We start from the raw sequence: 21,421 nt of genomic DNA, 5'->3' as shown, positions 1-21,421 counted from the left end.
CGCAACTCGATCAGAGTACGCCAACTTTACGCAGAGCATCCTCAACAACTGCTTCGCATTGCTCGCTTAGCGGCGTCATGGGCAGGCGCATGGCGGGGCCGCACAAACCCATGCGGGCTGCTGCCCATTTCACGGGAATGGGATTGGCTTCCACAAACAGGCTCTTGTGCAGGGGCATGAGCTTGAACTGGATTTCCATGGCGCGCTTGGTATCGCCGGCCATGGCGGCCTTGCACAGCTCGCTCATCAGGCGGGGAGCGACGTTGGCCGTCACGCTGATGTTGCCGTGGCCGCCGCACAGCATCAGTGCCACGGCGGTGGGGTCGTCGCCGGAGTAGACGCCGAAGCCGGCAGGCACGTCACGGATCAGCCATTGAGCACGCTCGATGTTGCCGGTGGCTTCCTTGATGCCGATGATGCCGGGGATCTGGGCCAGGCGCAGCACGGTGTCATGCTGCATGTCCGCAACCGAGCGGCCGGGCACGTTGTACAGAACCACGGGCAGGTCGCCAGTGGCTTCGGCGATGGCCTTGAAGTGCTGGTACTGGCCTTCCTGTGTGGGCTTGTTGTAGTAGGGAACGACCTGCAGCTGGCTGTCGGCGCCCACCTTCTTGGCGTACTTGGCCAGCTCGATGGCTTCGTGGGTGCTGTTGGCACCGCAGCCGGCCATGATGGAGACGCGGCCGGCGGCCTGTTCCACGGCGACACGAATGATTTCGCAATGCTCTTCGACATTCACGGTGGGCGATTCACCAGTGGTGCCGACCACACCGATGCAGTTGGTGCCTTCGGCCACATGCCAGTCGATGAGTTTGCGCAGCGACGGGTAGTCGACGCTACCGTCTTCGAGCATGGGCGTAATGAGGGCAACAATGCTGCCAGTGAGAGCAACGGAGGGTGATGTCATATCCGCAATCAGAAAACGGTAAAAATGAATTCTACAAACAGGGACAGGGTGCAGGCAGTGGTTTGCCATCAACAGTGTCTAGCAAAACTCTGTTTTTGTCGAAGTGTTGTTGATAAATGACGAAATGACGAAATATTTAATTTCTGTGCGTCATATTGTTCGTTGATCGTGGCTTTGTTTCGGACGGCATGGCTGCAATCTGGCGGCTTTGCAAGTCTTGCACCATGCGGTCCGGCCGCTTTTCTCAAAGCCTGCATGCAGGCTTGGCGACCGTGGTTTCAGCCCCGCCGGCATCGCTTCAGTTCGCGCTGTAGTTCCAGGCGCTGATATGGGCCTGCGCCAGCCGCTCCATGAAGTCCTCGGCATCTGCCGAGCGCACCACGGTCACGCGCAGGCTGTCGTCATCGGTGGCCAGCTTGATCAGGGCCAGCTGGCGGCCGGCCAGATGTTCGGCCATGTTCTCCAGGCCCGATTCAACACCGTCAGCGGGCGTGTCCCATTGCCAGTCATCGGTGCCTGGCAGCCAGTGCGTGTTCGCAATGCCATCGGCATCCTTCCAGTCAAAGCGGGCGAACTCACCGGCAACGGCAAGCAGATGCACCCAGTACAGGGTCAGCGCGTTTTCACCAGCGGGCAGATGCATGACATCGGGGTCGATCTCGTCATCTTCGTCCCAGCCCATGTCGTCAGGATCAGGTGCCGCCACGCAGTCACGCCATTGCTGAAGCAGTTCTGCGGCCCGGCTTTCGTCATTCAGGCAGAGGATGCGCGATATATCCTGCATCCAGGCCTCATCCTCTGCCTCTATCAGTTCCGCGCGGGTCATGGCCGTGGTTTCGGGGGTGTCTCCACTCAGGCTCTTGAACATGCCGCGCAGCGCATTACGGTAGTCCTCCCAGGTTTCTCCAGTGCGGGTGATGCTGAAATCCTGGATGGAGAACATGACCAGTTCGGCCTCCGGCCCTTCGCCCTCAAAGGTGAGCAGTTCATTTTTCTTGGGACTGCAGTTCAGCGGCGGGCACCAGATATCAGGGGCGGCCAGCAGCTTGCCTTTGGTGTTGAAGATGCGGGGCTCGCCTTTTTCGGTGATGGCCAGCAGCTTGCGGCCGGGAAATACCTTGGGGGGCGAGCTGCTGAAGCCGCGCTCTATGGTCTTGAACTGACAGGGGATGATTTCCTGGCCGCGGATGTCAATCACGCCTTCGAGGATGCGGTGCTCCTGTTCGCCCTGCTCGTTGACAAAGGGTTCCCGGACGCAGGCGACGGCCAGCTCTGTCTTGGCGCTGAAGTCGTTGATGTGCTCATAGCGGCCTGCATCAAACACAGGGTGGCCGTCGGGCTTGAGCAGCAGCTGGCGCGAGTCGCCATAAGGGCCTTGTTCGGCACGGATGAATTCGTCCTGTTCCTCGTTGTAGTCGATGCTGCTGAGCCCTTCGTGCAGCAACGCGAGGCCGGGCAGGTTGCGCAGGTCCTGCATGTTTTCCTGCCTCGGTGATCTGCAGGCCATCACCTGGGGAGTGACGGCATAGGCGTCGCGATAGCCCTCGGAGGGCGATACCAGCCAGATGCCGTTCAAATCCTTGATGCCGGACCTCGCGCCTTCGCCCGGCATGGTCTCGGGATAGTGCACGCTCAGATGCTTGCCAGAGACAAAAGTCATGCTCGCGCCTTCCAAGGGGCGCTGAAGCCAGCGGCCATAGGGCGTGACCATGCCCACGGGCCAGTGGCCGCGCTCGGCTTCGTTCTGTGGCTTCAGGCCCGTGCGCGGGTGCAGCTTGGGCATGACGTAATAGCTTTCGGTCGCTTCGTCCCAGGCGCCATGGTGGCGCGGCTCGTAGTGATCGGCCAGCCAGGCGGGCCAGTCTTCTTCGCTTTCCTGCTCGATCACCTCGGTGCGTGCAATGACCGAATCGCTCCACCATCCCAGATGGGATTGCGGTGCCCGCTTCAAGGCCTGCAGGGATTCGGGCAGCTCGCCGCCGCTGCAGCTCCATTGCCGGCATAGCTCGCGCTGGGCCTGCAAAAAGGTCGTGAACTCCGCTTCGTCAAAGTCATGCGGACATAGCGTGGCGCAGTTCAGCAGCAGCCACTGGCGCGTGCTGGTGCTGATGGTGTGATCGATGTGCTGCCATTGCTTCTTGACGGAGTCGGGCCAATGCGCAGGGCTTTTTGCGGGCAGTGGCTCAATCACGCTCCTCAGCCATTGCCAGCGGGCCCGGACCTGCTCCATGGGGGCGGCCAGGGCCGAGAGGCTTTGCTTGTCCTGGTAGGCGCTGCAGGGAACCAGTTCGGGCAGATGCCGCGCATCGCCCAGCAGCACGCTGAACAGCAGCGGCGTGCTGCTGAACCATTCGGCCCAGCCGTCGCAGCTGCCGCCGGGTTCTGCGGGCCACTCTGTCGAGGGACTGGGGTGTTCGTCGTGGGCAAGCAGCAGGGCGTAGGCGGGCATGGCAGTCGGGCAGATGTGGATGCGGAAGAAGGGCGTCAGGCTTGAAGCAATGCGGCAGGCGCGGCCGGGCCACCGGGCCTGATGGCGGCAATGCGCTGAACCACGCGCTCGGGCTGGTGCAGCAGGCCGTGCTCGTAGGCGACGATGTTCCAGCCTGCGCAGACCTGCAGCAACTCGGCTGGCGCCAGCAGAAAGTCCGGGCGCGAGGGCTTGCCATAGGCCTCGTTGCCCTGGGCGAAGGTTTCGTAGAGCAGCACGCCGCCGGGCTTGACGCTGGCCAGAATCAGCGGCCACAGCGGTCGCCACAGATAGTTGGTGACGACCACGCCATCAAAGCTGCGCCCCGTCAGCGGCCAGGCACTGTTCTCGATGTCGGCGGTAATCGTCTCGGCGATATCCGCCACGGACCGGGTCGCTTCCGGCGCCTTGTCCACGCTGGTCAACACGTGATTCAAGGCCGAGAGGAAACGGGTGTGGCGGCCCATGCCGCAGGCCAGATCCAGCACAGAGCCCTGCGGGCGTACCAGATGGGCAAAGCGGGCAATCCAGGCGGAGGGCGCCGGCGCGCAGTGGCTGGCGGCAATCGCAGGAATGGCGGCGGGGGTGGGAGGCTGGGTGTTGCTGGTCATCTTGCGAAAACTATAGCAGTGCCCGCAGCCCTGTTCCTGCATGGCCTGCCGCAGCGTCAGATGTAGGCCGCCAGCTCAGTGCGGCTTCACATCGTCCTGGAGCGCGGCCAGGGCCATGTCTTCCACCATGCCCGGGGCGATCAGCTTGATGAAGCGGCCCAGTTTGCCCTTGCCCGTCATCACCACCTCGCGCTGGCGGCGCCTCATGCCGTCGAGTATGAGGTGCGCGCATTCGGCCACCGTCATCGCGCCATCTTCCTTGAGGCCGCTGACGCCTGCGGCCTCGCCTCTGGCGTTGTAGCCGTGGTAGCGGATGCGCGTATCCACCACGCCGGGGTAGGCCGTGGTCACGCTCACGCCGGCGGGTTTGAGTTCGATGCGCAGGGCTTCGAAGAAGCCGGCCATGGCGAACTTGCTGGCGCTGTAGGCCGTGCGGCCCGGCACGCCTATCAGTCCTGCCAGCGAAGACACGGCGACGATGGAGCCCTGGCTGGTCTTGAGGTGCGGCAGCGCTGCATGGGTGCACCAGACGCTGCCCCAGAGGTTGATGCGCATCAATCTCTCATACCAGCCCAGGTCTTGTGCGCTGACCTGTTCGAACAGCGCATGGGCCGAGATCCCAGCATTGTTGATCAGGGCGTCCAGCCCGCCAAACTGCTGCACGGCTGCGTCGATCAGCGCACGGCACTGGGCCTCTTCGCTCACATCGGTGGGAACTGTCAGCACCTGCGCCCCCAGGGCCCGGCATTGCTCTGCCACGGCTTGCAGATTGCCGGCATTGCGCGCGGCCAGCGTCAGCTGCAGCCTGCTCTGATGGGTTTGTGCCAGCTGTCGGGCCATTTCGGCGCCTATGCCGTCCGAGGCTCCGGTGATGATGATGCGAGTCATGCTCTCTCCCGGCCATGCCGCCCGGGCAGCTTGCCCAAGAGCTCAGAAGCAGGCCCAGACCTGGTCTGCCAGTGTGAGCATGAATTCCGGTTGCAGATACAGGGCAAACACCGCCAGCAGCAGCACGAGCACGGCACACCAGATGGAGATGCGTTGCCAGAGTTTGAGCTGCATGGTGGTGTCTCCGGTATCAGGCGGCGCTGGGCGCGCGGCGCACAATGGCTGCCTCGTGCACGGGCAGGTTGACGATGGCGGCAAAAATGCCCAGGGCAATCGAGATATACCAGACCATATCGTAGTTGCCGTTGATATCGTAGAGATAGCCGCCCAGCCAGACGCCCAGGAAGCTGCCGATCTGGTGGCTGAAAAAGACAAAGCCGCCCAGCATGGACAGATGCTGCACGCCGAAGATCTGGGCGATGGTGGCATTGGTCAGCGGAACGGTGGACAGCCACAGAAAGCCCATGGCGGCGCAGAAGGCATAGACCGACCAGGGCGACAGCGGTGCCAGCAAAAAGGCCACGGTGGCCACCGAGCGCAGACCGTAGATGCCCGACAGCAGGTAACGCTTGGGCAGCTTCTGGCCCAGATTGCCGGCCAGATAGGTGCCGAAGATATTGAACAGGCCGACCAGTGCTAGCGAATAGCTGGCCACATGGGGCGCCATGCCGAAGTCCTTCAGATAGCTGGGCATGTGCACGCCGATGAACATGACCTGGAAGCCGCAGACAAAGTAGCCCGCCATCAGCAGCAGAAAGCTGGGGTAGGTCCAGGCTTCCCTGAGCGCCTGGCCCACGGTCTGCTCGCGCTTGATGGGCGTGCTGCCGCCAAAGCCCGGCTCGCGCAGGCCGAAGGCCAGCGCGGCGATCAGCAGCGCGAACAGCGCCAGTATCAGCAAGGCATTGGACCAGCCGAACTGCGCGATCAGCTTGCCTTCCACGGGCACCATGAAGAACTGGCCGAACGATCCCGCTGCCGCGGCCACGCCCATGGCCCAGCTGCGCCGCGCCACGGGAATCTGCCGGCCCAGCACGCCGTAGATCACGGCATAGGTGGTGCCGGCCTGGGCTGCGCCGATCAGCACGCCGGCGGTCAGCAAAAACACGGTGGCATCGGGAGACAGCGCCATGCCGGCCAGGCCCAGGGCATAGAGGATGGAGCCGCCGATCAGCACCTTGAAGGCGCCGATGCGATCGGCCAGCATGCCGACGAAGATGCCCAGGATGCCCCAGGACAGGTTCTGCACGGCAATGGCCAGGGAAAAGTTCTCGCGCGTCCAGCCCATCTCCTGGGTGATGGGTTGCAGCCACAGGCCGAAGCCGTGGCGTATGCCCATGGAGAGCGTGACGATGGCGCCACCGCACAGAAGAATCTGCGCCATGGACATGGGGGCTTGAGTTGTCTTTGTAGTCATGCCGTGTGTGCGAAAAAAGGCTTGGGGTGCGGTCAACTTGTCACTTTAACGAAACAAGCTGTTTTGCGCCTGCGCAGGCCGTCACATGCGTGGCAGGCTGGCCTGCCAGAATGCGTGACCGGCAAGCTGCGGCGCGGGAGCCGGAGCAGGGCGGAAGAAAGAAAAAGTGAGCGCCTTGCGCAATCCATGTAATGGATATGGATTTGAAACTATCCATAACGTATGAATGGCATGCGGTAGATGCTATTGTTTTAAGAGTATCCGCAGCGATGAAGACCCGGTAAAAACACGTTGCCAAGACAGATGTTCGGGCTTTGTGCAAGAGTATTGGGAGTAAACAACTGTGAATTTATCCAGCTCTCACTCGGAGAGGCTACTACAATCCGCCCCCATGGCAGTCAAACCGTCCAACGAATATTCCGAAGGCTCGATCCGCGTTCTCAAGGGTCTGGAGCCTGTCAAACAGCGTCCCGGCATGTATACGCGCACCGACAACCCCCTGCACATCCTGCAGGAGGTGATCGACAACGCGGCCGACGAGGCGCTTGCCGGCTACGGCAAGAAAATCAAGTTCACCATGCATGCCGACGGCTCCTACAGCGTGGAGGACGACGGCCGCGGCATTCCCTTCGGCCTGCACCCCGAGGAGAAGGCGCCCGTGGTGGAGCTGGTCTTCACGCGTTTGCACGCGGGCGGCAAGTTCGACAAGGGCAATGGCGGCGCCTACAGCTTTTCGGGCGGTCTGCACGGCGTGGGCGTCTCGGTGACGAATGCGCTGGCCACGCGTCTGGAGGTGCAGGTGCACCGCGACGGCCAGGTGGCCACGCTGGTGTTCTCGGGCGGCGATGTGATCGAGCCGCTCAAGGTGCGTCCTCTGCAGGCAGGCGAGCGCAAGCAGGGCACGACGGTGCGTGCCTGGCCCGATGCCAAATACTTCGAATCCTCGGCCCTGCCCATGGGCGAGCTGGTACATCTGCTGCGCAGCAAGGCCGTGCTCATGCCTGGCGTGGCCGTTTCGCTGATCAACGAAAAGTCGCGCGACACCCAGAGCTGGCAGTTCAAGGGCGGTCTGCGCGACTATCTGGCGCAGAGCCTGCATGGCGAGCCCGTCATCCCCCTGTTCGAAGGCGAGGGCTTTGCCGACAAGAACAACGACAGCTTTGCCGAAGGCGAGGGCGCGGCCTGGTGCGTGGCCTTCACCGAGGACGGCGCGCCGCTGCGCGAAAGCTATGTCAACCTGATTCCGACCACGGCGGGCGGCACGCATGACAGCGGCCTGCGCGACGGCCTGTTCCAGGCCGTCAAGGCCTTCATCGACATGCACTCGCTGCTGCCCAAGGGCGTCAAGCTCATGCCCGACGACGTGTTCGCGCGCGCCAGCTATGTGCTCAATGCCAAGGTGCTGGACCCGCAGTTCCAGGGCCAGATCAAGGAGCGCCTGAACTCGCGCGACGCCGTGCGTCTGGTCTCGGGCTTTGTGCGCCCGGCGCTGGAGCTGTGGCTCAACGAGCATGTGGACTGGGGCAAGAAGCTGGCCGAAATCGCCATCAAGGCCGCCCAGACCCGTCAGAAGGCCGGCCAGAAGGTGGAAAAGCGCAAGGGCAGCGGCGTGGCCGTGCTGCCCGGCAAGCTGACCGATTGCGAGAGCAAGGACATAGCCGTCAACGAAGTGTTTCTGGTCGAGGGCGACTCTGCCGGCGGCAGCGCCAAGATGGGCCGCGACAAGGAAACCCAGGCCATCCTGCCGCTGCGCGGCAAGGTGCTCAACACCTGGGAGGTGGACCGCGACCGGCTGTTCGCCAACAACGAAATCCACGATATCTCGGTGGCGATCGGCGTGGACCCGCATGGCCCCAACGACGAGCCCGATCTGTCCGGCCTGCGCTACGGCAAGATCTGCATTCTCTCGGATGCGGACGTGGACGGCTCGCACATCCAGGTGCTGCTGCTGACGCTGTTCTTCAAGCATTTCCCCAAGCTCATCGAGGCCGGTCACATCCATGTGGCGCTGCCGCCGCTGTTCCGCGTGGATGTGCCTGCGCGCGGCAAGAAGCCGGCCATCAAGGTCTATGCGCTCGATGCGGGCGAGCTCGATGCCATCATCGAGAAATGCGCCAAGGACGGCGTGCCGCGCGAGAAATGCCAGGTCAGCCGATTCAAGGGCCTGGGCGAGATGAATGCCGAACAGCTGTGGGAAACCACGCTGAACCCCGATACGCGTCGCCTGCTGCCGGTGCAGTTCATGAATCTGGACTTTGCACAGTCGGAGGCCGTGGTCACCAAGCTCATGGGCAAGGGCGAAGCCGCCGCCCGCCGCGAGCTGATGGAGCTGCATGGCGATGCAGTGGAGGTCGATATCTAGGCGGGCGTTGCCAACGTCTGCACTAGCGCTCACTAGCGGTCGATGGAGCCAGCCATGCACAAGCCCATGTTCGATGCCTCACCCAGCCAGCCGCCCGCGCGCGGCGGGTTCGCGTCTGTGCGCTTGCGACGTGCGGTGGCAGCTGCCCTGCTGGCGGGCTCGGGCTGGCTGGCCCTGGCGCCGGCGGCGCATGCCGATCTCTGGGCCTATGTCGACGAATTCGGCGTCACGCACTTTGCGGCCGAGGCGCTGGACGAACGCTACAAGCTGTTCTTCAAGGGCGAGCTCTACGACAGCAGCCAGCCGGGTCTGCAGCTCAAGCAGGATTCGGCGGCCGAGGGGCTCAACGCCCGCACGCGCATGCAGAGCTTTTTCGAGGTCTCGCCGCGCTACAAGAGCGTGAGGCCGCATCTGCAGAAAGCGGCCGAGAGAACCGGCGTGGACTACGACCTGATCAAGGCCGTGATCGCCGTAGAGTCCGGCTTTGATGCCCAGGCCATCTCGCCCAAGGGCGCTGTCGGCCTGATGCAGCTGATGCCGGCCACGGCAGAGCGCTTTGGCGTGGCGGCCAGCAAAAAGCGCAGCATGCAGCAGCAACTGGCCGACCCGGCCGTGAACGTGCCTGCCGGCGCGCGCTATCTGAGCTATCTGATGGACTTGTTCCCGGGCCGGCTCGATCTGGTGCTGGCCGCCTATAACGCGGGCGAAGGTGCGGTGCAGAAATTCGGCAAGGCGATTCCGCCCTACAAAGAAACAATGAATTACGTCAAGGCCGTCACCGGCATCTACGAGCAGCTGCAGGCAGCCCGGCCCCTGAGCGGCCGGCTGGCTGCGGCAGGCTCGGCTGGCCGCGGCGGCTCCCGCATACGCATGACTCTGCCGGGCGCGGCCTCTGCGGCCGCGGACGCGCAAATACCTTGAGTCGCCGGATCGGCGCAATTTGGAAAATCACAAAGAATTCATGAGCGATCAAACCACACTGGATTTGTCTCAACAAGCCGCTGGCGATGCACTGGACCTGGGTCAATACGCACAGCGCGCCTATCTCGAATACGCTTTGTCGGTGGTCAAGGGCCGTGCCCTGCCCGATGTCAGCGATGGCCTCAAGCCCGTGCAGCGCCGCATCCTCTATGCCATGGACCGCATGGGTCTGGGCTATAGCGGCCCGAATGGCAATACGGCGGCCAAGCCGGTCAAGAGCGCCCGTGTCGTCGGCGACGTGCTGGGCCGCTTTCACCCGCATGGCGACCAGTCGGCCTACGACGCACTGGTGCGCATGGCCCAGGACTTCAACCAGCGCTACCCGCTGGTCGACGGCCAGGGCAACTTCGGCAGCCGCGACGGCGACGGCGCAGCGGCCATGCGTTACACCGAGGCGCGCCTGTCCAAGATCACCGGCCTGCTGCTCGACGAAATCGATATGGGCACGGTGGACTTTGTGCCCAACTACGACGGCAGCACCCAGGAGCCCAAGCAGCTTCCGGCGCGCCTGCCGTTCTCGCTGCTCAATGGCGCCAGCGGCATTGCCGTGGGTCTGGCAACGGAAATCCCGAGCCACAATCTGCCCGAGGTGGCGGCGGCCTGCGTGGCCTTGATCAAGAAGCCGCAGCTGCCCGAGGAAGAGCTGCTGGCGCTGATTCCCGGCCCCGACTATCCGGGCGGCGGCCAGATCATTTCATCGAGCAGCGATATTGCCGATGCCTATCGCACGGGCCGTGGCAGTCTCAAGGTGCGTGCGCGCTGGAAGATCGAAGAGCTGGCACGCGGCCAGTGGCAGCTGGTGGTGACCGAGCTGCCGCCCGGCGTGTCGGCCCAGAAGGTGCTCGAAGAGATCGAGGACATCACCAACCCCAAGGTCAAGACCGGCAAGAAGGCGCTGAGCCAGGAGCAGACCCAGCTCAAGGCCAGCATGCTGGCCGTGCTGGACTGCGTGCGTGACGAGTCGAGCAAGGATGCGCCGGTGCGCATCGTGTTCGAACCCAAGACCGGCAAGATTCCCCAGTCGGAGCTGATCACGGCGCTGCTGGCCCACACCAGCCTGGAGTCTTCGAGCTCGATCAATCTGACCAGCATCGGCCTCGATGGCCGCCCGGTGCAGAAGTCGCTGCGCCAGATGCTGGAGGAATGGATTGCCTTCCGCTTCCAGACCGTGACGCGACGCAGCCAGCATCGTCTGGAGAAGGTGCTGGATCGCATCCACATCCTCGAAGGCCGTCAGGCCGTGCTGCTCAATATCGACAAGGTTATTGCCATCATCCGCGCCAGCGATGAACCCAAGCAGGCCCTGATCGACGCCTTCAATCTTTCCGAGCGTCAGGCCGAGGACATTCTTGAAATCCGTCTGCGTCAATTGGCGCGCCTGGAGGCCATCAAGATCGAGCAGGAGCTCAAGGAGCTGCGCAGCGAGCAGGGCAAGCTGGAAGACATCCTGGGCAGCGAGGCGACCATGCGCCGCCTGATCTGCAAGGAAATCGAGGCCGATGCCAAGACCTTCGGCGATGCCCGTCGCACGCTGATCCACGAGGAGAAAAAGGTGGTGGCCGAGGTCAAGGTGGTGGATGAACCCACGACCGTGATCATTTCCGAAAAGGGCTGGGTGCGCACGCGTCAAGGCCATGGCGTGGATGCGGCCACGCTGAGCTTCAAGGCAGGCGACAGCCTCTATGGCACGTTCGAGTGCCGCACCGTCGATCAGTTGCTGGCCTTTGGCAGCAACGGCCGGGTCTATTCGGTGCCGGTGTCGGCCCTGCCGGGCGGACGCGGCGACGGCCAGCCCGTGACGACGATGATCGAACTCGAAGCCGGTACCCAACTGCTGTACTACTTTGCCGGCAGCGAAAGCACACAGCTGCTGCTCTCGGGCTCGGGCGCCTATGGCTTCACGGCGAGTGTGGGCGATATGGTCTCGCGCCAGAAGGCCGGCAAGGCCTTTGTCACGCTGGGCGAGGGCGAGACCCTGTGCGCACCTTCGGTGGTGCATGGCGTGCCCATGAATGCGCGTGCCGAATATGTGGAAGGCGGCGAGCAGGGAGCAGGTTTGCTCAACCCCGCCAGCCATGTGATCTGCGCCTCGGTGGGCGGTCGCATTCTGACCTTCGAGATCGCAGAGCTCAAGGCCATGCCCAAGGGCGGGCGCGGCCTGATGCTGATCAGCCTGGAAGACAAGGATCAGCTGGCCGGCGCGGCCGCCTATACGCGCAGCATCCGCCTGGATGGCGTGGGGCGCGGCGGCAAGGCACGGACCGAGACGCTGGAGATCCGCAGCCTCAACAACGCCCGTGGCAACCGCGGCCGCAAGGGCAAGGCTGCCGACCTGGGCTTCAAGCCCCAGGCGGTGACGCGTGTGGAATAGGTGATCAATACGCCCATGAAAAAACCGCGTCAGTTTTGCTGGAGCGGTTTTTTTATCGGGCTTGAAGAAGGAATGGCAGAGAACGATCCGTGGCGGACGTTTGTGTCGAAGCCGTCAACGGTATCGCTTCGATCTTTCTCAGAAATTGTCACGTATAGATCTTCGTTGCCGCAAATCTCTCGCGCAGCCATGTGGCCGCGGGCCCGCTGGGCCGCTGTTTGTGCCAAACCAGCTCCAAGGCCACTGGGTGCGCCCCTTCGTCGAATCGTAGCGCTGGCATGACGAGGTCCTTGGCGATAGGCGAGCGCGCGATGATGTGATCAGGGATCAGTGCCCAGCCAATTCCTTGCTTGAGGATTTGCAGGATGACCCAATGGCTTTCGACCCACCAGACCTCGGCAGCGACGCGAAGGCGGTGCTTTTCGGTTCCCTCGGACCTCAGGGTCACCATGATTTGGCGGTGACGCTTGAGCTCCTCCCAGTCGACAACGGTGTGCGCAAGCGGATGGTTGCTTCCGCAAACCAGTTTGAGCGGTACCCAGCCAATAGTGTGAAAGCCAAGTTCTGCGGGCAGCGATTCCTGGCGCCACATCACTCCGATATCCGCTTTTCCATCAAGAATCATATTGCTGACATCCTCCATCATGGGGAACAGCAACTCCAGCTCGACATGGGGAAAGAGGCTCGCGAACTCGGCGAATAGCTCTCCCTGCACATGCTCCGGGTAGAGCTCGTCGATGGCTACGACAAGGCGCTTTTCAACATGCGCCTCGAAGCTCGCCGCAACCCCAATGAGGTGTTCGCGGCGATCGAGGATCAGCTTGGCCTCAGCCAGCAGGCGCTCGCCTGCGGCCGTCAACGAGGGGTTGCGCCCGGCACGGTCGAACAGCATCACCCCAAGATCCGTCTCCAGGTTGGAAACCTGGGTGCTGACGGCCGATTGCGCCTTGCGCAAAGCTCGTCCGGCGGCAGAAAACGATCCTTTTTCTGCCGCCGAGACGAATGCTTCCAGTTGATCCATGGATATGCTCATCTATCTGATTTTAAGATGGAAGATAACTTTTCATTATTTGATATCAAGATACATTGCACACCAATCAATGTGATTGGAGAAAAATGATGAAAACGCGCAGTCTTTCTGATCGGGTGCGGCACGCTTTGATGTTCGAGGCTATCGGGTTGATGATCATCATCCCGGCCTCGGCAGCCTTGTTCAACAAGCCCATGACGCACATGGGGGTGGTGGGTATCGGCTCTGCCACGATCGCGACGGTTTGGAATTTCACGTTCAACATCGGATTTGATCGCTGCATGCGGAAGATGTACGGCCACATTCGCAAGAGCTTCAAAGCACGCCTGCTGCACACTGTCTTGTTTGAGGCGGGTCTGCTGCTGATTCTGCTGCCGTTGATAGCCTGGTATCTGAATATGACGCTACTCGATACGCTGGTGCTCGATCTGGCTATCGTCGTGTTCTATCTTGTTTACAACTTTGTGTTCAACGTCGCCTATGACCGCTTTTTCCCGGTCATGGCAAATAGCCGCCCTCAAGTTGTTTCCAACTTGGGTGAGGCTTCATAGTTCACAGCCCGGCTTGGGTGCCAAGTCTCATGGAGGGGCTGGCTTCATGACGTGGTGCAGGTTTGAGTTGCAGTTACGGATTCCCCGCGCAATCCAGTGTCGGACTGAAGACTGAATTGGAGCGCCCATCATGTCGCTTGGCTTGAGGGGTAGCCAGTCGCGCTATCCATCGAATGCCACAAGGCCTGCATCTGCAAGGTACCGAAGTCAATGTTCGAAGGTTCTCTATGAAATTCCAGAGCCGCTGGCTCACGCTTGGCGTGGTTTCAACGGCGTTGCTGCTCATCGTCATCGATATGACGGTGCTCTACACGGCGTTGCCGAGTCTGGCGCAGGCCCTGCACACCACGGCTTCGGAGAAGCTGTGGATTCTCAATGCCTACTCTTTGGTGATGGCCGGATTGATGCCTGCCATGGGTGCCTTGGGCGATCGCCTGGGCCACCGGGCGGTCTTTATCAGTGGCATGGCTCTGTTTGGACTGGCCTCCGTGATTGCAGCATTTGCTCCCAGCGCCGCTGTACTGATCGCTGCTCGTGCATTGCTTGCCATTGGCGGCGCAGCCATGATGCCGGCCACGATTGCCATTGTTCGTACCACCTTCCACGACCCCAAAGAACTGGCTTTTGCCATTGGTGTCTGGGCGTCTGTGGCCTCTGGTGGCGCTGCGGTGGGCCCGGTTTTGGGTGGAGTCTTGCTGGAGCATTTTTGGTGGGGTTCGGTTTTTCTGATCAACGTCCCTGTCATTGCTGTGGCTGCAGTGCTGGCCTGGTGGCTGGTTCCCAAGAGCGCGGGGAATGCGAGCGTCACCATCGACTTGCATAGCTGCTGGCAAAGCACGCTTGGCATCATTGCACTGGCTTATGGCATCAAGGAATTGGCCAGGCTCGATAGTCATGTGCTCCTGGCCTGGGGGGCTTTGCTTGCGGGAGCTGTGACATTGACAGTCTTTGTGCGACGTCAACTCCGGCTGCCTCAACCATTGATTGATTTCAGCTTGCTTTCAGTCACCCCCATAGCCATGGGTATTTTTATCGCCCTCGTGGCGTCAATGATGCTGATCGGCTTTGAGTTGCTGCTCAGTCAGAGGCTGCAGTTGGTTCTGGGAAAAAGTCCCCTTGAGGCAGGAGCATCTGTTCTGCCTATCTCCTTGGGGTCTTTCTTCGCAGGACCATTGGCGGGGGTATTGATTGGACGCATTGGCGGTCCGCGTGTCATTGCTGCCGGCCTGGTCATGTGTGCCTCAGGCATCTGGGGATATCTTGGCTTGAACGAGGCAGGCGCATTGTGGCAAGTGGGGGTCCTGGCCTTGTGCGGTGTGGGAATAGGCTTCAGCCTGACCGCCTCCAGCGCGCTGGTAATGACGAATGTGTCAGAAGACCGCGCAGGTATGGCGGGGTCTGTAGAAGGCGTGGCCTATGAGTTTGGAGGAGGGTTGGGGGTGACTATTTTTGGCTCCCTGATGACCGCGGTCTACGTCGCGCATGTACGACACGGCGGTATAGAGGCCATGGCTGGCAGCGGCCTGGACGAAGCGTACCGAAATACCCAGCAAGGCATCCAATCTCCAGCCGTTTTACAAAGCGCAATGCAAGCGTTTGAAGCGTCTTTTGCCGCGGTTAGCGGTGTTGTCATCGCGTTGCTTTTTTCTCTCGCGCTAGTCGTTTTGGTGCTGGCTCGTCATTTACCCAAGCAGCAGACGGGCAGCTGACTCCAGGCAAGAGGCAGGATTTTGAGGTTGCTCTGCTTTTGCAACAGCGCGCCGCAGCTTTGGTCCAAAGCTGTCGTTTCATAAAGTACGCGTGCGGCGGCTTTGGGGCGCAGAACGGCGACAGTCAAAATCTATTCCAAAGCAGCCCGCCTCGCTGACTCCGTTTCGGCCGCCAGGGATTAATGCTCACAGCAGGAAATTCGATTTCGACCTGGGTTGAGGCTTAGCTCGCTCCAGTCCCGGAGGCCTGTTGATGCAAAGAGCTTTGGCAAAGCTCTTGCGCCCATTCACTGCGCTGGCACAGACAGTGCCGTGAAGGTTTGCGCTGGGGCTATTATCTGGTCGCGGCAGGCGACCAGGGGCAGGTCGCGCTGTCCCGATTCGGTGCGAGAGACCAGGGCATACAAGGTGCTCACGGCCCTGGACACGGCATCGGGCACGGCGCGCCCTTGAATCAGATGGCCCAGCAGAACGGCCGAGAACACATCGCCCATGCCGTTGGGCAGAGGGTGCAGGTCGATATAGGGCGTCTGTACCAGCCAGGACTTGTCGGCAGTCACGGCCAGCGTGGCCAGTTGGTCGGCAGGCAGATCGTCGGTGCGCAGGCTGGTGATGACGATCATGGCCGATGGGCTGTGATGCAGCTGCGTCAGCATGGCTCGGGCCGCCTGGGTGGCCGCTTCCACGGTGCTCAGCGGCTGGCCGCCGCACAGCAGCTCGAACTCATAATGGTTGGGCGTGATGACGCTGGCCTGGGACAGCGCGCGCTTGCGCAGAAAGTCCGGGATGCCGGGGCGCACGAACACGCCGCGCCCCACATCGCCCATGACCGGGTCGCACAGATAGTGTGCCTTGGGCTGGGCGGCGCGCACCTCCTGCACGGCGGCCAGAATGGCTTCGCCCACACCGGCATCGCCCAGATAGCCCGAGAGCACGGCCGTGCAGCGCGCCAGCACGCCGCGGGCGCGCAGGCCGTCCAGCACATCCTGTACATGGGCCGGCGTGAAGACCTGGCCCTTGAATTCGCCGTAGCCCGTGTGGTTGGAGAACTGCACCGTATGCACGGCCACGGGTTCTATGCCCAGCAGCTGCAGCGGCAGCATGGCGGCGTCGTTGCCCACATGGCCGTAGGCGACATGGGATTGAATGCTGAGAACCAGCGGGGGTGCCTGCGTGCTGGGCATGAGGGCTCTTTCGTGAGTGATCGAGATGCTTGCGCCAAGCATCGCGCTGCAAAGATAAAGTGAGCTGCTTGCGCTTGCCTGTCAATCAATTCAGATGGTTTTTTATCTGAACTCTATGAATGGCAAGCGGTATTAGCTCACTTTATGTGTGTGAGCGGAAGTCTTAGCCCAGCTCTGCCATCAGCTCGATTTCCACGCAGCAGCCCAGGGGGATCTGGGCCACGCCGAAGGCGCTGCGGGCGTGCTTGCCGGCTTCGCCGAAGACTTCGCCCAGCAGTTCGCTGCAGCCATTGGTGACCAGATGCTGCTCGGTGTAGCTGGTGCTGGAATTGACCAGGCTCATGACCTTGACGATGCGCTTGACGCGATTCAGATCGCCGCCGCAGGCATGCTGCAGCGTGCCCATCAGATCCACGGCCACGGCTCGGGCTGCCTGCTTGCCTTCTTCGGTCGTCATGTTCTCGCCCAGCTTGCCGACCCAGGGCTGGCCGTTCTGCTTGGCGATATGGCCGCTGAGGAACACCAGATTGCCGGTCTGCATATAGGGCAGGTAGGCGGCTGCAGGCATGGCCACTTCGGGCAGGGTGATGTTCAGGGCTTTGAGTTTTTCATAGACGCTCATGACGGCTCCAAAAAGTGCGAGGCTAAGGATCGACAAGTTTGACACAGCAGCGGGCCCGGGCATGGATCGCCTTGGCACAGTGGCCATAGCTTTTGAATTGATAGCTGCTCGCACAATGAGAGCAAATGTTTGATGCCGTTTTGATGTCCGAGACAGGGCAGGGATAGTCGCAATGCTGGGCCTGGTCGCTCCCTCCTAGCATGGCAGCATGCCGCTCCATCAGACTCCAAGCTCTCAGCGTCGCCGCCTGTCGTGGCTGGCGCCGCTCTGGGGTTGTGTGCTGGGCGCTGCATGGCAGGTGACCCAGGCCAGGCTGTGGCATCTGTCGCTCTACCAGATCTTGCTGGCTTGGGGTTTGCTGACACTGCTGTTTGCAAGCAGATGGCGTGGCAGGTCCTGGCAGAGCTGGTGGCTGATGCTGTTGGGTGCTGCCTGCTGTGTGGCGGGGCTGACGGGTTGGCGTGCACATGTTTATCTGACGCAGACCCTGCCACAGGCGCTGGAGGCGGTGGACTTGCAGGTGGAAGGCCGGATTGCCTCCATGCTGCAGAACCAGGCCAACGGCCAGCGCTGGCGTTTTGTGGTCGATAGTTCGGATGCCGGCGTGCCAAGGCTGCTGGAGCTGTCCTGGTATGGCCCGTTCGGGCAGGTGCCGAATGCCAGCCAGCCTCTCGTGCCTGACTGGGCCAAAGGCGTGGCGCTGAGTCCCGGACAGCGTTGGCGCTTCACGGTGCGCGTCAAGCGCCCGCATGGCTCGCGCAATCCGCACGGCTTTGACTATGAGCTGCTGGCCTGGGAGCAAGGAGTGCAGGCCACAGGCTATGTGCGCAAGCAGCCAGCGCCCGAACTGCTGGCCGTGACAAGCCAATATCCGCTGCAGCGCTGGCGACAGGGCTTGCGCGATCGCATTCAGGGCGAGGCATTGCGCTTGCAGCGCTGGTTGCCAGGTGGCGGTGCAGAGCATGCTCAGACCGCTCTGGGCGTGGTGGCTGCGCTGGCCGTGGGCGATCAGCAGGCGATTGACCGCAAGGACTGGACCCTGTTCCGTCAGACAGGTGTGGCGCATCTGATGAGCATATCGGGCCTGCATATCACCATGTTTGCCTGGCTGGCAGTCTTGATCGTGGGCCGTGTATGGAGGCTGAGTGCGCGCGCTTGTCGTTGGATGCCTGCCCCGCGCGCGGCCCTGGTCATGGGCGTGTTACTGGCGGCAGCCTATGCCTTGTTCAGCGGTTGGGGCCTGCCTGCGCAGCGCACGATCTGCATGCTGGCCGTAGTGGCGCTGCTTCAATGGCTGGGCGTGCGCTGGCCCTGGGCCTGTGTATGGCTGCTGGCACTGGCGGTGATTGTTGTGGCCGACCCCTGGGCGTTGTGGCAGGCTGGGTTCTGGCTCAGTTTTGTCGCCGTCGGCGTATTGCTTGCTTCCAATTCAGGGGCCGTTAGCGCTGAAGCTGCAAGCGCAAAAAAACGATTTCTCGCACGATTGAAGGAATTGTGGCGCGAGCAGTGGCTGATCTCCCTGGCCTTGGCACCACTGGGTCTGCTGCTGTTTGGTCAAGTGTCCGTAGTGGGCTTGCTGGCCAATCTGCTGGCCATTCCCTGGGTGACATTGGTGGTCACGCCGCTGGCCTTGCTGGCTGCTGTGCTGCCCATGGCGGCAAGCGCTGCCGCCGTCGCCATGCTGCCCTTGATGAGCCTGCTGCAGTGGCTGGCTGCGCTGCCCGGGGCCGTATGGGCCTTGCCGCAACCTGCCTGGTGGGCCAGTGTGCTGGCGATAGCCGCCGGACTGCTGGTGATTGCGCCTTTGCCACTCAGGTTGCGGCTGGTGGCGGCCATATTTGTTTTGCCAGCCCTGTTTTGGCCTCGATCATGGCCGCGTGCGGGCGAGTTTGAACTGCTGGCGGCGGATATCGGCCAGGGCAATGCCGTCATCATCAGCACAGCCAGCCACCGTCTGCTCTATGACGCAGGGCCGCAGTACAGCCGCCAGAGCGATGCCGGCGAGCGTGTGCTCCTGCCGCTGATGGCCGCGAATGGCATGCAGATTGATGCCATGATGCTCAGTCACAGCGACAAGGATCACACCGGCGGGGCTCTGGCCGTCAAGGAGGCTCAGCCTCGCGCGAAAGTCTGGGGCTCGGACTCGGTGATTCAAGCCCCGCAACTGACGCGCCTGGCTCCGGTTCAGCGCTGTACACAGGGGCAGCACTGGCAATGGGATGGTGTGACGTTTGAAGTGCTGCACCCGCCTGCAGGAGAGGCCTGGCTCAATGGTCGCAAGGCCAAGCCGAACTTTGGCAGTTGCGTGTTGCGCCTGCGTTCGGCCAGCGGGCGCGTGGCCCTGTTGGCCGGAGATATCGAGGCAGCGCAGGAGCAGCAACTGTTGCAAACCAGTCTGGACGAGCCTGTGGACTGGCTGCTGGTGCCTCACCATGGCAGCAAGACTTCATCGACCGAGTCCTGGGTCAGCACTCTGCGGCCGCGCTGGGCGGTGGTGCAGGCGGGTTATCGGAATCGTTTTGGACATCCGGTGGCAGCTGTGGTGCAGCGCTATCAGGCGGTGGGCAGCCAACTGGTGGTTCAGGATCGCTGCGGCGCGGCCTACTGGAACTCTGCTCAACCTGAAAAATTGGAATGCGAGCGCTTGATTCGGGCGCATTATTGGGATGTCCATGCCGTTTCCAAGGAGCAGCCCTGAGAAACTGGCATGGGGCTTGCATTGATGCTGTACCGCCTTCGGGCGGGTGCATACATGCATGGTTGCACGCTCGTTGCCTGGCAGCTTGTCCGGTGCGGCGTCGCTAAACTGAAATCCGTGGCTTGCCTGTGTGAGCAGCGGCAAAAATAGAGAGGACAAGATGCGCACATTCGATGAGATGTATCTGAGCTTGCCCGCCGAAGGTGGTGCGGTGCGAGACCACTATCGGGACTATGCGCAGTGGCTGGGCAAGCAATCGCAGGAATATCTGCGAGCGCGCAGTGCCGAGGCGGAAATCGTTTTTCGCCGCGTGGGTATCACCTTTGCCGTCTATGGCGACAAGGACGAGAGCGGCGCAGGTACGGAACGCCTGATTCCGTTCGATTTGATCCCCCGCATCATTCCGGCCCATGAGTGGGCCAGCATGCAGGCCGGTCTGGCCCAGCGCGTGAAGGCGCTCAACTGCTTTATCCGCGATGCCTACCATTGCCAGGACATGGTGCGTGCCGGCCTGATTCCGACGGAATTGGTGCGCGGCAACAGCCAGTACCGGCCCGAGATGGAGGGCATTCAGGTGCCCAACGATGTCTACGCCAATATCGCCGGCATAGACATCGTGCGCGCGCCCGATGAGCAGGGCAACGGCGTCTATTACGTGCTCGAAGACAATCTGCGCGTGCCATCGGGTGTTTCCTACATGCTGGAGAACCGTCGCATGACCATGCGCCTGTTCCCCGAACTTTTCGGCAAGCATGCCGTGGCACCCGTGGCCCACTATCCCGACATGCTGCTCGACACCCTGCGTGCCAGCGCACCGTCGGGCGTGCTGGAGCCCACGGTGGTGGTGCTGACGCCGGGCATGTACAACAGCGCCTATTTCGAGCATGCCTTCCTGGCCCAGCAAATGGGGGTGGAGCTGGTCGAAGGCCAGGATCTGGTGGTCGAGAAAGACGTGGTCTATATGCGCACCACCCAGGGGCTGCAGCGTGTGGACGTGATCTACCGCCGTGTGGACGATGATTTCCTCGACCCCGAAGTCTTCAGGCCCACATCGACGCTGGGCTGCAAGGGCCTGATGCGGGCCTACCGTGCAGGCAACGTCAATATCTGCAATGCCGTGGGCACGGGCCTGGCCGATGACAAATCGGTGTACCCCTATGTGCCGGAGATGATCCGCTTCTATCTGGGTGAGGAGCCCATCCTGCAGAACGTGCCGACCTGGCTGTGCCGCAAGGAGGACGACCTCAAATATGTGCTCGATCACCTGCATGAGCTGGTCGTCAAGGAGGTGCACGGAGCAGGCGGCTACGGCATGCTGATCGGGCCGGCGGCGACCAAGGCCGAGATCGAGGCCTTCCGCCGCGTGCTGGTCGGCAATCCATCGGGCTATATCGCGCAGCCCACGCTCTCCCTGTCAACCTGCCCGACCATGGTGGAAAAAGGCATAGCTCCGCGTCACATCGACCTGCGGCCCTTTGTGCTCACGGGCACCGAGGTCAATATGGTGGCCGGTGGACTCACGCGTGTGGCGCTCAAGCAGGGATCGCTGGTGGTGAATTCGTCTCAGGGCGGCGGAACCAAGGATACCTGGGTGCTGGAAGATCAAGGGGGAGCTCGCTGATGCTG

16 protein-coding genes are annotated in these 21,421 nt (G+C 62.1%); 7 read left to right on the top strand and 9 right to left on the bottom strand.

Annotated features, from left to right (window positions below; translation table 11 throughout):
* Nucleotides 1–10: 10 nt before the first annotated feature.
* From dapA to Cth01_RS00230, 6 genes are all read right to left on the bottom strand, one after another.
* Nucleotides 11–907 (bottom strand): 4-hydroxy-tetrahydrodipicolinate synthase, encoded by an 897-nt coding sequence (gene dapA, locus Cth01_RS00250; protein WP_003064577.1) that lies wholly within the window; start codon nt 905–907, stop codon nt 11–13.
* Nucleotides 908–1,205: 298 nt separating this feature from the next.
* Nucleotides 1,206–3,356 (bottom strand): DUF6630 family protein, encoded by a 2,151-nt coding sequence (locus tag Cth01_RS00245; protein WP_045838287.1) that lies wholly within the window; start codon nt 3,354–3,356, stop codon nt 1,206–1,208.
* A 35-nt stretch (nt 3,357–3,391) separates the two neighbouring features.
* Nucleotides 3,392–4,027 (bottom strand): class I SAM-dependent methyltransferase, encoded by a 636-nt coding sequence (locus Cth01_RS00240; protein ID WP_045838286.1) that lies wholly within the window; start codon nt 4,025–4,027, stop codon nt 3,392–3,394.
* Between the two features lie 33 nt (nt 4,028–4,060).
* Entirely contained in the window at nt 4,061–4,873 is an 813-nt protein-coding gene (locus tag Cth01_RS00235) for an SDR family oxidoreductase (protein ID WP_045838285.1), read from the bottom strand.
* 42 nt (nt 4,874–4,915) lie between these two features.
* On the bottom strand, nt 4,916–5,047 hold the full coding sequence (locus tag Cth01_RS24425; RefSeq protein ID WP_003057673.1) for a hypothetical protein: 132 nt from the start codon (nt 5,045–5,047) through the stop codon (nt 4,916–4,918).
* 16 nt (nt 5,048–5,063) lie between these two features.
* Nucleotides 5,064–6,260 carry an MFS transporter gene (locus Cth01_RS00230; protein WP_045838284.1) on the bottom strand — a complete coding sequence of 399 codons (1,197 nt, stop codon included), beginning with the start codon at nt 6,258–6,260 and terminating at the stop codon, nt 5,064–5,066.
* Nucleotides 6,261–6,678: 418 nt separating this feature from the next.
* Between Cth01_RS00230 and Cth01_RS00225 the strand changes: the two genes are divergently transcribed.
* Genes Cth01_RS00225 through parC form a run of 3 tightly spaced genes read left to right on the top strand, consistent with a single transcriptional unit; the run spans nt 6,679 to nt 12,001 of the window.
* Nucleotides 6,679–8,649 (top strand): DNA topoisomerase IV subunit B, encoded by a 1,971-nt coding sequence (locus Cth01_RS00225; protein ID WP_003064589.1) that lies wholly within the window; start codon nt 6,679–6,681, stop codon nt 8,647–8,649.
* Nucleotides 8,650–8,703: 54 nt separating this feature from the next.
* Complete coding sequence (locus Cth01_RS00220; protein WP_045838367.1) at nt 8,704–9,570, top strand: lytic transglycosylase domain-containing protein; 867 nt, start codon at nt 8,704–8,706, stop codon at nt 9,568–9,570.
* 40 nt (nt 9,571–9,610) lie between these two features.
* The gene (parC, locus tag Cth01_RS00215) at nt 9,611–12,001 is read left to right on the top strand and encodes a DNA topoisomerase IV subunit A (protein WP_045838366.1); all 2,391 of its coding nucleotides are present in this window, start codon (nt 9,611–9,613) and stop codon (nt 11,999–12,001) included.
* Between the two features lie 148 nt (nt 12,002–12,149).
* On the opposite strand, the gene Cth01_RS00210 is transcribed toward parC, so the two are convergent.
* Nucleotides 12,150–13,034, bottom strand: a complete 885-nt coding sequence (locus Cth01_RS00210) for a LysR family transcriptional regulator (RefSeq protein ID WP_034378849.1) — start codon at nt 13,032–13,034, stop codon at nt 12,150–12,152.
* Between the two features lie 86 nt (nt 13,035–13,120).
* Between Cth01_RS00210 and Cth01_RS00205 the strand changes: the two genes are divergently transcribed.
* Both Cth01_RS00205 and Cth01_RS00200 read left to right on the top strand, forming a co-directional pair.
* Entirely contained in the window at nt 13,121–13,582 is a 462-nt protein-coding gene (locus tag Cth01_RS00205) for a PACE efflux transporter (RefSeq protein ID WP_034360064.1), read from the top strand.
* A gap of 173 nt (nt 13,583–13,755) precedes the next feature.
* A complete protein-coding gene (locus tag Cth01_RS00200) occupies nt 13,756–15,291 on the top strand; it encodes an MFS transporter (protein ID WP_082085617.1) in 1,536 nt (511 codons plus the stop codon).
* A gap of 287 nt (nt 15,292–15,578) precedes the next feature.
* On the opposite strand, the gene pdxY is transcribed toward Cth01_RS00200, so the two are convergent.
* Entirely contained in the window at nt 15,579–16,475 is an 897-nt protein-coding gene (pdxY, locus tag Cth01_RS00195; RefSeq protein ID WP_045838364.1) for a pyridoxal kinase PdxY, read from the bottom strand.
* A 163-nt stretch (nt 16,476–16,638) separates the two neighbouring features.
* Nucleotides 16,639–17,097: a RidA family protein gene (locus tag Cth01_RS00190; protein WP_003064600.1), complete on the bottom strand. Its 459-nt coding sequence runs from the start codon at nt 17,095–17,097 to the stop codon at nt 16,639–16,641.
* Nucleotides 17,098–17,305: 208 nt separating this feature from the next.
* Here Cth01_RS00190 and Cth01_RS00185 point away from each other — a divergent pair, with 208 nt between their 5' ends.
* Nucleotides 17,306–19,795: a DNA internalization-related competence protein ComEC/Rec2 gene (locus Cth01_RS00185; protein ID WP_045838283.1), complete on the top strand. Its 2,490-nt coding sequence runs from the start codon at nt 17,306–17,308 to the stop codon at nt 19,793–19,795.
* A gap of 160 nt (nt 19,796–19,955) precedes the next feature.
* Nucleotides 19,956–21,416: a circularly permuted type 2 ATP-grasp protein gene (locus Cth01_RS00180; protein WP_045838282.1), complete on the top strand. Its 1,461-nt coding sequence runs from the start codon at nt 19,956–19,958 to the stop codon at nt 21,414–21,416.
* The last annotated feature ends 5 nt before the right edge of the window (nt 21,417–21,421 follow it).

Origin of the sequence: Comamonas thiooxydans, assembly GCF_000964545.1 — a bacterium.
Taxonomy (GTDB): domain Bacteria; phylum Pseudomonadota; class Gammaproteobacteria; order Burkholderiales; family Burkholderiaceae_C; genus Comamonas; species Comamonas thiooxydans.
Note: the sequence above shows the minus strand (reverse complement) of the source record. Positions and strands in the feature narration are given on the sequence as shown.

Bases quoted from the DNA above. Each gene is read 5' to 3' on its own strand.
- dapA (WP_003064577.1), bottom strand. From the start codon at position 907: ATGACATCACCCTCCGTTGCTCTCACTGGCAGCATTGTTGCCCTCATT.
- Cth01_RS00245 (WP_045838287.1), bottom strand. From the start codon at position 3,356: ATGCCCGCCTACGCCCTGCTGCTTGCCCACGACGAACACCCCAGTCCC.
- Cth01_RS00240 (WP_045838286.1), bottom strand. From the start codon at position 4,027: ATGCAGGAACAGGGCTGCGGGCACTGCTATAGTTTTCGCAAGATGACC.
- Cth01_RS00235 (WP_045838285.1), bottom strand. From the start codon at position 4,873: ATGACTCGCATCATCATCACCGGAGCCTCGGACGGCATAGGCGCCGAA.
- Cth01_RS24425 (WP_003057673.1), bottom strand. From the start codon at position 5,047: ATGCAGCTCAAACTCTGGCAACGCATCTCCATCTGGTGTGCCGTGCTC.
- Cth01_RS00230 (WP_045838284.1), bottom strand. From the start codon at position 6,260: ATGTCCATGGCGCAGATTCTTCTGTGCGGTGGCGCCATCGTCACGCTC.
- Cth01_RS00225 (WP_003064589.1), top strand. From the start codon at position 6,679: ATGGCAGTCAAACCGTCCAACGAATATTCCGAAGGCTCGATCCGCGTT.
- Cth01_RS00220 (WP_045838367.1), top strand. From the start codon at position 8,704: ATGCACAAGCCCATGTTCGATGCCTCACCCAGCCAGCCGCCCGCGCGC.
- parC (WP_045838366.1), top strand. From the start codon at position 9,611: ATGAGCGATCAAACCACACTGGATTTGTCTCAACAAGCCGCTGGCGAT.
- Cth01_RS00210 (WP_034378849.1), bottom strand. From the start codon at position 13,034: ATGAGCATATCCATGGATCAACTGGAAGCATTCGTCTCGGCGGCAGAA.
- Cth01_RS00205 (WP_034360064.1), top strand. From the start codon at position 13,121: ATGAAAACGCGCAGTCTTTCTGATCGGGTGCGGCACGCTTTGATGTTC.
- Cth01_RS00200 (WP_082085617.1), top strand. From the start codon at position 13,756: ATGCCACAAGGCCTGCATCTGCAAGGTACCGAAGTCAATGTTCGAAGG.
- pdxY (WP_045838364.1), bottom strand. From the start codon at position 16,475: ATGCCCAGCACGCAGGCACCCCCGCTGGTTCTCAGCATTCAATCCCAT.
- Cth01_RS00190 (WP_003064600.1), bottom strand. From the start codon at position 17,097: ATGAGCGTCTATGAAAAACTCAAAGCCCTGAACATCACCCTGCCCGAA.
- Cth01_RS00185 (WP_045838283.1), top strand. From the start codon at position 17,306: ATGCCGCTCCATCAGACTCCAAGCTCTCAGCGTCGCCGCCTGTCGTGG.
- Cth01_RS00180 (WP_045838282.1), top strand. From the start codon at position 19,956: ATGCGCACATTCGATGAGATGTATCTGAGCTTGCCCGCCGAAGGTGGT.